11 protein-coding genes and 1 riboswitch are annotated in these 9,770 nt (G+C 74.3%); of the genes, 3 read left to right on the plus strand and 8 right to left on the minus strand.

What is annotated here, in order from left to right; translation table 11 throughout:
• Positions 1–104: 104 nt before the first annotated feature.
• From ACFWZ5_RS42430 to ACFWZ5_RS42465, 8 genes are all read right to left on the minus strand, one after another.
• Entirely contained in the window at positions 105–611 is a 507-nt protein-coding gene (locus tag ACFWZ5_RS42430) for a DUF4430 domain-containing protein (protein WP_384805730.1), read from the minus strand.
• Between the two features lie 117 nt (positions 612–728).
• Entirely contained in the window at positions 729–2,204 is a 1,476-nt protein-coding gene (locus ACFWZ5_RS42435; protein ID WP_384805732.1) for a prenyltransferase/squalene oxidase repeat-containing protein, read from the minus strand.
• Positions 2,113–3,090 carry an ECF transporter S component gene (locus tag ACFWZ5_RS42440; protein WP_384805734.1) on the minus strand — a complete coding sequence of 326 codons (978 nt, stop codon included), beginning with the start codon at positions 3,088–3,090 and terminating at the stop codon, positions 2,113–2,115. Before ACFWZ5_RS42440 ends, ACFWZ5_RS42435 begins: the two co-directional genes overlap by 92 nt.
• 59 nt (positions 3,091–3,149) lie before the next feature.
• Entirely contained in the window at positions 3,150–4,754 is a 1,605-nt protein-coding gene (locus ACFWZ5_RS42445; protein ID WP_384805736.1) for an ABC transporter ATP-binding protein, read from the minus strand.
• Positions 4,751–5,863: a CbiQ family ECF transporter T component gene (locus ACFWZ5_RS42450; protein WP_384805738.1), complete on the minus strand. Its 1,113-nt coding sequence runs from the start codon at positions 5,861–5,863 to the stop codon at positions 4,751–4,753. The genes ACFWZ5_RS42445 and ACFWZ5_RS42450 overlap by 4 nt, the downstream gene beginning before the upstream one ends.
• Entirely contained in the window at positions 5,860–6,903 is a 1,044-nt protein-coding gene (locus ACFWZ5_RS42455; protein WP_384892450.1) for a hypothetical protein, read from the minus strand. The genes ACFWZ5_RS42450 and ACFWZ5_RS42455 overlap by 4 nt, the downstream gene beginning before the upstream one ends.
• A 178-nt stretch (positions 6,904–7,081) precedes the next feature.
• Positions 7,082–7,246: riboswitch (cobalamin riboswitch) on the minus strand.
• Positions 7,247–7,304: 58 nt separating this feature from the next.
• The gene (locus ACFWZ5_RS42460; RefSeq protein ID WP_384795222.1) at positions 7,305–7,757 is read right to left on the minus strand and encodes a YbhB/YbcL family Raf kinase inhibitor-like protein; all 453 of its coding nucleotides are present in this window, start codon (positions 7,755–7,757) and stop codon (positions 7,305–7,307) included.
• Between the two features lie 65 nt (positions 7,758–7,822).
• On the minus strand, positions 7,823–8,086 hold the full coding sequence (locus ACFWZ5_RS42465) for a GlsB/YeaQ/YmgE family stress response membrane protein (RefSeq protein WP_384795224.1): 264 nt from the start codon (positions 8,084–8,086) through the stop codon (positions 7,823–7,825).
• A gap of 263 nt (positions 8,087–8,349) precedes the next feature.
• Here ACFWZ5_RS42465 and ACFWZ5_RS42470 point away from each other — a divergent pair, with 263 nt between their 5' ends.
• From ACFWZ5_RS42470 to ACFWZ5_RS42480, 3 genes are all read left to right on the plus strand, one after another.
• Positions 8,350–8,736 (plus strand): VOC family protein, encoded by a 387-nt coding sequence (locus tag ACFWZ5_RS42470; RefSeq protein WP_384795225.1) that lies wholly within the window; start codon positions 8,350–8,352, stop codon positions 8,734–8,736.
• On the plus strand, positions 8,733–9,032 hold the full coding sequence (locus ACFWZ5_RS42475; protein WP_384795226.1) for a DUF6479 family protein: 300 nt from the start codon (positions 8,733–8,735) through the stop codon (positions 9,030–9,032). The genes ACFWZ5_RS42470 and ACFWZ5_RS42475 overlap by 4 nt, the downstream gene beginning before the upstream one ends.
• Positions 9,033–9,162: 130 nt before the next feature.
• Positions 9,163–9,537: a DUF779 domain-containing protein gene (locus ACFWZ5_RS42480; protein WP_384795227.1), complete on the plus strand. Its 375-nt coding sequence runs from the start codon at positions 9,163–9,165 to the stop codon at positions 9,535–9,537.
• Positions 9,538–9,770: the final 233 nt, after the last annotated feature.

Consider the following 9,770-nt stretch of genomic DNA (forward strand, 5'->3'; position numbering starts at 1 on the left):
GGGTGGTTCTTTTTTGTTATAAGCACCCCGGGGCCCTGGTGGTGCTGGGGGGGTTTGCTCCCGGGTTCTATGTCCATGAACCGAGGGAGCAACCGCGTGGGGCCCTACAGCTTGGTCCAGGTGAACGCGACCTTGTCCCCCGCCTTGATGCGGAACTGGCAGCCGCCGACCGGCGTGGCCTGGCCGTTCACCGAGATGTTCCAGTAGGCCTCCTGGCCACCGGTCTTCCCGGCGATGGTCGAGACGAAGTAGTCGTCGAACGACGGGTACCAGGTGCCGTCCCAGGTGAAGCCCTTCTTCTTCGCGGCGTCGTCGAGGGCGGCCGTCGGGGTGGCGCCCGCGGTGGGGTTGGCGTCGTTGTTGGTGCCGTCGCACTTGTGGGTGCCGCCGGACGCGGTGGTGACGTTGTGGCCGGTGGTGGTGATGGAGCTGTTGTAGAGGGTGCTGTTGTTGGGGCCCTTGACGGTCAGGGTCACCTTGATGGGGGCGTTGGCGGCGGCCTTCACGGGCGCGGCCGCCTCCGCCACGGGGGTGACGGTGAGGGCGAGTCCCAGGGCGGAGGTGACGAGGGCGGCTCTTCGGGTGAGGGTCAGGGCCGAGGTCTTCTTCATGGGGTTCTCCTTGCTGGGTGTGGAGTTGAGGTTGATCGCAGAGATGGATCAGAGGGGCATGGATCAGGGGAGGGTGGGTCAGGGGGGCGCTCAGAGAGGGTGGATCAGGCGCGCGGCTCAGGACGTGCGGCGGCGCCTCGTCGCGAGGACCGTGGCCGCTCCGACCGCGACGAGGACGCCCGCGCCGCCCGCGAACGGCAGCGACGTGGTGCCGGTGGAGGCGAGGCTGCCGCCCGGGTTGCCGACGGGCTGGACTCCGGATCCGCCGACGTCACCGCCGCCGGTGGTGCCGGATCCGCCCGGACCGCCCTGCGGGGCGGGCGAGTTGCCCGCGTCGCCGCCGTCCGATCCGCCGGAGGCCGAGCCGGAGCCGCCGCCGTCACCGCCGCCGTCACCACCCCCGCTCGTGCCGCCGCCGTTGTCACCGCCCCCGCTCGCGCCACCGTCGCCGCCTCCGGAGCCGCCGGAGCCGCCGGACGTACCGCCGTCCGAACCGCCCCCGTCGGTACCACCGTTGTCACCGCCGCCCGACGTGCCGCCGTCCGCGTCGCACCGGATCGGTTCGAGCGCGTCGGCCGCGCCCTGCCCGTCGACCTGGGCGAGGGACGTGCCCGTGAGGGCGGGGACGACCTGGGCGGTGGCGCGCAGGGCCATGCCGTCGGCCTTCGGCTTGTCGTATCCGACCGCGCCCCGGTCGGCCTCGGGGGCCGCGCAGCCCACCTGGCGCGACCTGAGCCAGGCGACACCCTTGGCGGCCGCCTCGACGCGGCCTCCGGCGGCGAGCGCCTGGACGTCCAGGGCCGTGGAGTTGGAGTTGCCGGGCGGCGTGCCGAATCCGTTGTCGCGGAAGCTGCCGTCGGGCAGCTGCTGCTTCTGAAGCCAGTCGAGGCCGCGCTTGGCGTCGTCGAGGCGGCCCGCGCCGAGCAGGGCCTGGACGGCGAGGCCGGTGCTGTCGGTGTGGGACTTGCACTCGCTGCCGGTCTTGAAGCTCAGCGGATACCCGCCGTCCGCGCAGCGGGACTTGGCGAGGAAGTCGACGGCCTTGGCCTCAAGGCCGCCGGTGCGCTGGAGGGCGAGGACGGCCAGGGACTGGGTGAACTGGTTGGAGCCGTCGCCGGGCAGCTCGTCGGTGAAGCGGCCGTTCTCCTGCAGGCGCCCGGTGAGGATCTTCACCAGGTCGTGGCCGCCGAAGTTCCTCGGGTCGCGGTGCTCGATCGCGGCGACGAGCGCCAGCTTGGCGGTGCCGCCCGCGAACACCGCGCCCGGGGTGCCCTTGTTGATGTAGGCGCCCGCGTTGGCCTCCAGCCAGTCGGTGGCCTTCTTCTGGGTGGCACCGCCGGTGCCGGTCGCGGCGAGGCCCATGACGATGTCGGCGGTCAGGCCGTGGTCGCCCTTGGCGTTGCTGCCGTCGGTCAGCTTCGACGCCATCCAGGTGGCGGCGGCGTTCGCGGGGGACTTCGGGGCGGCGCTCGCCGCGGCCTCCGGGGCGGGGGCGGCCGGTTCAGCGTGGGCCGCGCCCGGCGGCAGCAGCACCGTGGCCAGCGCGGCCGCGGGTATCCCCGCCGCCGTTCTCAGCCGTAGGGACAGACGCATGGTGGGACTCCTTGCTGTTGCTGGAAGGGGAGGGCGTGAGCGTCACGGAGGCCCCGAAGGCGGCCCGGCGCGCCGCCCTGCGCAGGACGGCGAGGACGGCGGGGCCGAGCGTGACGATGGCGACGAGGTTGGTGAGCGCCCGGCCGGTGTCCCAGCCGAACGTGGACGTGACGAGCGTGAAGACGGCGAAGCGGTGCAGGTTCTCGCCGACGGACGCGCCCGCCACGAAGGAGAGGTCGGTGTCCGTGCCCGCGGTGAACGGCCAGAACCACATGTTCAGGAGGAAGCCGAAGGCGTACGCGACGACGATCCCGTACGCCGCGAGCAGGGCGATCTCGGCGCGGCCCGTCACCCGCCGGGGCAGCAGTCCCGCGCCGAGCCCGATCCACCCGGAGGCGATCATCTGGAACGGCAGCCAGGGCCCGACCCCCGCGGTCAGCAGCGCGGACGCGAACAGCGAGGTGCAGCCGAGCACGAAGCCGAACCCGGGCCCGAAGACCCGGCCCGCGAGGACGAGCAGGAAGAAGACGGTCTCGATGCCCGCCGTGCCCGCGCCGAGCGGCCTGAGCCCGGCGTTGACGGCGGACAGGACGCCCAGCATCGCCAGGGCCTTGGTGTCGATGCCGCCCGACGACATCTCGGCGAGCACGACGGCGAGCAGCACCGGCATCGTCAGGATGAAGATGAGCGGCGCGTCGGCGGTGTGCGCGGTCGCGGCCGGCCCGGGGGCGACGAACAGCGGCCAGAAGAACATGGCGAGGCCCGCGACGCTCGCGAGGGTGAGGACGACGGCGGTGCGCGCGCGGATCGGCAGCGCGGGCACCCGTGGGCGGCGGCTGCCGATGCGGCCCCGGAGGCTACTGATACGGCCTCGGCCGGTGCTCACACGGCCACGGCGGGTGCTCATACGGCCGCGGCGGGTCCTCATACGGCCGCGAAGGGTGCTCATACGGCCTCCAGTGCGGTGCGCACCTGCTCGACGGTGAGCCACTCCTGCGGGCTGAGCACCTTCGCGACCTGGGGCGCGAACGCGGGCGACGAGACGACCACGTCGGCCGTCGGCCCGTCGGCGACGGTCTCGCCCTCCGCCATGACGACGACGCGGTCGGCGGCGCGCGCGGTGAACTCCACGTCGTGCGTGGCGACCACGACGGCCCGGCCCTCGGCGGCCAAGCGCCGGATGACGCGGGTGAAGGCCTCCTTGGCGTGGTAGTCGAGGCCGCGCGTCGGCTCGTCGAGGAGGACCACGCCGGGCGCGGCGGCGAGCTGGACGGCCAGGACGAGGGCGAGCTGCTGGCCCTCCGACAGGTCGCGCGGGTGCCGCTCGCCGGGGATGCCGGGCGCGAGCGAGTCGAGCAGCGCGCGGCAGGTGCCGTCGGCGGCGTCCGACTCGCGGTCGGCCTGCGCGCACTCGGCGTCGACGGTGTGCAGGTACAGCAGGTCGCTCGCGGTCTGCGGGACGAGTCCGACGAGCGCGCGGGCCTTGCGGGCCGCCACCTTGCCGGGGTCGGTGCCGCGCACGTCGACGCGGCCCGAGCGGCGGGGGCCCGAGCCCTGGAGCGCCCAGAGCAGCGACGACTTGCCCGAGCCGTTGCGGCCCATGAGGGCGGTGACCTCGCCGCCCGCGAGGTCCAGGTCCAGCTCGCGTACGGCGACGGTGTCGGCGTACGCGACGGTGATCCGGCGGGCGGACAGGGCCGGTTCGCCGCGCGCGGCCGCGGGCGTTGCGGGGGTGCGGCCGGTGAGGCGGGTGCGCAGGTCGGGGGCGCGGCGGCGGGCGTCGCGCACGGACAGCGGCAGCGGCTCCCAGCCCGCGAGCCGCCCGAGGTGGACGACGGGCGGCGCGACGTCGCTGTCGCGCATCAGCTCGGCGGGGTCGCCCTCGCGGACGTGCCCGTCGCCCGTCACCTGCACGAGCCGGTCGGCGTACTGCAGGACCCGCTCCATGCGGTGCTCGGCGACCAGGACCGTGGTGCCGAGGTCGTGGACGAGCCGGGTGATCGCGGCGAGCACGTCCTCGGCGGCGGTGGGGTCGAGCGCGGACGTCGGCTCGTCGAGGACCAGGACCTTCGGGTGGGCGGTGAGGACGGAGCCGATGGCGACGCGCTGCTGCTGGCCGCCGGAGAGGCCGCGCAGGGCGCGGTGGCGCAGGTCCGCGATGCCGAGCAGGTCCAGGGTCTCCTCGACGCGCTTGCGCATCACCGCCGCGGGGACGGCCAACTGCTCCATGCCGTACGCGAGTTCCTCCTCGACGGTGTCGGTCACGAACCCGGCCAGCGGGTCCTGGCCGACGACGCCGACGACGTGGGCGAACTCCTGCGGCGGCACGTCGGCGGTGCTGACGCCGTCGACGCTGACGCGGCCCTGGAGGTGGCCGCCGGTGAAGTGCGGCACGAGGCCGTTGACGGCGCCGAGCAGCGTGGACTTGCCGACGCCGGTGCGCCCGGTGACGAGGCACAGCTCGCCCTCGCCGACGTGCAGGGTGACGTCGCGCAGGGCGGGCGCGCCCGTGTCCGGGTAGGTGAAGGTGACGTGGTCGAAGCGGATCACGCGGTGGCCTCTCTGCCCGGTGCGGTGGCGCGGGGCGGCGCGGGGGCGAGCCACGCCGGGAGGGCACCGGCCACGGCGGCGAGCGCGGGCAGCGCGGTCACTTCGGGCCAGGCCGGCGGGGACAGCGAGGGGTAGAGCGACGCGGCGTCGGTGCGGGACACCACGTACATCAGGACGGCGGCGCCGACGCCGGACGCGGCGACGGCCCACTCGGCGCCGCGCCACGGGTCGGGCCGGTACGTGCTGCGCCTGACGCGCCGGCCGCCGAGGACGAACCCGCACCCGGCCAGGGCGAGTCCGGCGAGCAGCAGCGGTGTGCCGAGGTAGAACGGCGTGCTCGCGCCCATCGCGCCGTAGAGCCCGCCACACACGCCGAGCAGCCCGGCGATGACCAGGGTGCCGGTGAACAGCCGGGTGCGCGGGGCGACGCGGCCGGTGTGGCCGTAGCCGTGCGAGGCCATCGCGGCGGCCAGGGCGAGGGAGCGGTTCATGGCGTCCTCGAGGACCGGGATGACGATGCCGCGCAGCGCGCCGATGCCGCGTACGCCCTTCCTGGCCACGCCGCCGCGCAGCAGCCTGGCCCGGCGCACCCGCTGCACGCTCTCGACGAGCTGCGGTGCGACGGTGAGCGTGACGACGACGGACGTGCCGACCTCGTACAGCGCGCCGGGCAGCGCCTTGAGCATCCGCTTGGGGTTGGCGAGCGCGTTGGCGGCGCCGACGCACACCACCATGGTGGCCAGACGCAGACCGTCGTACAGGCCGCCGAGCAGCTGTTCGGCGGCCACCGGGCCGAACAGGCGGACCCCCGCGGCCCATGCGGGCAGCGGGATCTGCGGCAGGGTGAACAGGACCGTGTCGCCCTGGCCGCCGCCGAAGACGATCCGGAAGGCGACGCGCATCACGACGATGAACGCGCCGAGGCTCAGATACATCCGGAAGGCGAGGGCCCACGGGGCGTCGTCGCGCCGCTGGGCGACCACGAATCCGACCGCGGACAGGATCAGGACGAGCAGCACGGGGTTGGCGGTGCGGCTCGCCGTGGCGGCCATGCCGAGCGCCCACAGCCACCACGCGCCCGGGTGCACCGCGCGGGCCGGAGCGGTCACGGCGTGGTGTCCGCGCCGCGGGAACGGCGGCGCCAGGCCGTCACTCCTCCGGCGGCCGCGAGGGCCACGGCGGCCGCCCCGCCGACGACCGTGCCCATGGGCACGCCCTTGTCCTTGCTGGCCTGCACGGTCCGCTGGTCCTCGCCACCGGTCCAGTCGGCGGCTTCGGTCGGGGTGGGCGCGGGGCCGGAACGTCCGGACGGGGAGGGCGGGTTGGGCTTCTTGCCGCCGGTGTCCTTGGTGTCGCTCCCCTTGCCCTTCTTGGACTTCTTGGACTTCTTGGACTTCTTGGATTTCTCGGGCTTCTTGTCCTGCCCACCGTGCCTGTCGCCCTTGGCTCCGGGCGGCGGCTCCAGGCCGCCGCCGTCGGCGGGAGGCCGTGCGCCGTTGCCGTCGCCGGGGCTCTCGGGCGGTGCGGGGCGGCCCGGCGCGTCGGGGGCCCCGTGGTCCGAGCCACCGCCGCCCGGACGGCCACCGCCGCCCCCTCCTCCCGGGCGCCCGCCGCCACCGGTCCCGGGAGCGGTCGACGGCCGCCGGGGCGCGACGCGCGGTGCCGGGGCCCGGCCCTCGCTCCGGTTGAGGGAGAACGACCAGCCCTCGAAGCTGCCCTTGGGCGGGGTGCGGTAGGTGGCGCCGTACTGGCTGTAGGTCCAGCGGCCGCCGTTGGACGCGTGCCAGTACGACCAGTACGCCTTGGTCGGCGGGGTGTCGATGCACGGCTCGCGTTCGGTGCCCGGCTTGCCCTCCAGGCGGCAGATGAACGACTCGCCCCAGCGGTTGGTGCCGGTGACGTCGATGCCCGCGTCCTTCAGGGCGGCGAGGCCGGTCTCCTGGGAGCCCACCGCGCAGCGCACGATGGTGGTCCCGCCCAGTTCCCGGAAGTCGACGACGACGGTGACGCCGTTGCCGTTCGGGCAGAAGCCCGGGCGGCCGCGGCCGGTGTCCACCGCGGACGCGGGGGCGGCCCGGCCGAGCCCGAGCCCGGCCGTCGCGAGCAGCAGCCCGAGCAGGGCGGCGAACGTCCGTCTCGCACCGGCCATTTCAAGTGCCCTTCGGCTCGGGGCCCGCACCGGGACCCCGCGCACCGCCGCTCCCGGTGCCGCGCGGACGGACCGCGTCGCACGAACAGACCCCTGACGCGCGTTCCGAACGGAAGCGGCAGGGGCCGAAGAACCGGTGCAGGGCTCAGGGCTCCACGCTGCAGACCATGACAGTGAGAAGCAGTGCACGTAGCGCGCCGGGCGGCCCGACTCGCAGCGACGCCTGAGCGCGCTGCACACGGTTGCAGGTCAGTGCCGGATTCCCACCGGCTTTCCCCAGTCGCGTACGCATGAAGTTGTCGAAGGTGTCCGCCCCCGCCACAGCGGGAGCACGCGCATCGTAGGCCCGGTTTGTTGAAACGCGCCAGGGTTTGCGGCCTGTGACTCCGGCCACCGCGCGGTCAGCGCTGGTACAGGCCCACGAGGGTGCCGCTGCCCACGTGCTGGCGGTCGACGGCGGCGTGCACCTCGTCCGCCGTCGCGTCCTCGGGGAGCGACACCGGCGCCGGGAGGGCGTAGAGGCGGAAGAAGTACCGGTGCGGCTCGTCGCCCGCCGGAGGGTGCGGGCCGCTCCAGCCGTCCTCGCCGAAGTCGTTGCGGTGCACGTGCGCGGGCGGCTGCGGCGCACCGGCGTCGAGGCCCTCGACGCGCGGGTCGAGCCCGGTCATGAGCCAGTGGACGAAGGTCCCTTGCGGCGCGTCGGGGTCCTCGCACAGGAGCACCAGCTCCGCCGCGTCGTCCGGCACTCCGGACCAGGTCAGCGGCGGTGGGACGTTGTCGCCCTCCCGTGCGTGGCGCGGCGGGATCGGGGCGTGGTCGTGGAACGCGGAGCTCTTGAGTTCGATGTCGGTCATGCGCGCCGCAGTACCCACGTACGGGCCCGGCATGCACACGGTCGCCCCCAGGGGCGCGCAGTCACTCAGCGGCGCAGCTTCACCTTCGACAGCGCGGCCACGCCGAGGGCGGCGAGCGCGACCTGGATGAGGCACTCGGCCCAGTCGACGCCTTCCGTGTCGGCCACGTCCAGGCCCGACGCGATGGCCGTGCCGACGAGTGCCGCCACGATGCCGACGACGACGGTCCACAGGATGCCGATGCGCTGCCGTCCCGGTACGGCGAGGCGGCCGAGCACCCCGATGACGGCGCCGATCAGGATCGCGCTGATGAGTCCCGAAATCTCCATCACTGCCCCTTGCTAGCAGTATCTCTCGACGGTGGGCCTCGACGGTGGGCCCTGACTTCGGGCGCGAGCGCGAGAGGCCCGCGCCCAAAGCACCTCACTCCCCGTGGCCTCCCAGCCGCCGCACCGGGTCCCCCGGGCCCGTGACCGCAAACACGCCGCGCGCCGCGCGCGGCCGACTTGCTCCGCGGCGGCCGGGGTACTCGTCGTCCGCCCGGCTCACCGAGCCGGCACCACCCGGCCCCTACGGCACTGTGAGGCGGACCATGGCCATCGTCGACACCTGCATCCTCGTCCTCGACTCCGGCGAGCCGGAGCAACTCGCCGCGTTCTACGGCGGGCTGCTGGGCGGTGACGTCGACTTCAACCCACGGGACGACCGGTTCGAGATCACCGGCGAGTCCGGTACGCGCATGGGCTTCCGCCGCGACACGGGGTTCACGCCGCCGAGCTGGCCGCGGCCCGACGACTCCCACCAGACGCACCTCGAACTCCTCGTCCCCAAGGGGGACATGGACGCCGCGGAGCGCGAGGTCATCTCCGGGGGCGCACGGCCCATCGACACCAATCCGCAGGGCGGCGGTGCGGACGTACGGCTGTACTCGGACCCGGCCGGGCACACCTTCGCGCTCCGGGAAGGAGGGTCGCAGTGAGGGAACTCGCCGCTCAGCACGGGCCCGCGCTCGCCGCGTTCGCGCTCGGTCTCCTGGTCGCCGGGGCACTGACGTGGGCCGTCTGGCTCGGCATCCGGGTCCGCAGGCGGGAGCCGCCCCGGCCGCGCCCCGAGGAACAGCCGCGGCTGCCGGACGGCGGCCCCGTCCGCGAGGTCCGGGAGCACCGCGAGCCCGAAGAGGTGCCGACGGACGGCCCGCCGCTGACTCCCCATCAGCTCAAGGGACGGGGCACCACGGGCAGCAAACGCGGCGGGCCGCAGCAGGACGAGCACTGACGCCCCCGGCCCCACCGGACGGCGGCGCGGTCGCCGCCCGCAACCTCCTCGCAACGTCCCGGGGCGTTGACTGGGGCGACCGCGTCCGCAGCGGTCCCGTGACCGCGTATCCGGAGGAGACCGAGCGCCCATGGCCGACACCGCGCCCACGCCTGATCCCCCGCGCGTCGAGCTGACCCCCGCCGCCGCTGACCTGGTGCGGCGCCTCAGTGAGTCCCACGGGCCGCTGATGTTCCATCAGTCGGGCGGCTGCTGCGACGGCAGCGCGCCCATGTGCTACCCGGACGGCGAGTTCCGCACGGGTGACTCCGACGTGCTGCTCGCGTCGCTCGCCGTGGACGGCGTGGCGGAGCCGGTACGGTTCTGGATGTCCAGGAGCCAGTACGCGGTGTGGAGCCACACCCGGCTCATCGTCGACGTGGTCGAGGGGCGCGGCAGCGGCTTCTCGCTGGAGGCTCCCGAGGGTGTACGTTTCCTCATCCGTTCCCGGCTCGTCGGCACCTAGCCGCGCCGTCTGGTCAACTCCCCTTGCCACTGCCACAGTTGGACGGCCCATCCGACGCGAGGGGGGACTGTGACGCGACGTACGCACCAGGGTGCGCGGCAGAGTACGCAGCCACGACAGAGACGCACGCGGTTCGCCGGACGGTTCAGAGCGGCCAGAGGGGCGCTCGCCGCCGTGACGGCTCTCGGCACGCTGGCCGGTGCCGCTCTTCTCGGATCCTCAACGCCCAGCCG

Origin of the sequence: Streptomyces sp. NPDC059003 (assembly GCF_042740445.1) — a bacterium.
GTDB lineage: Bacteria > Actinomycetota > Actinomycetes > Streptomycetales > Streptomycetaceae > Streptomyces.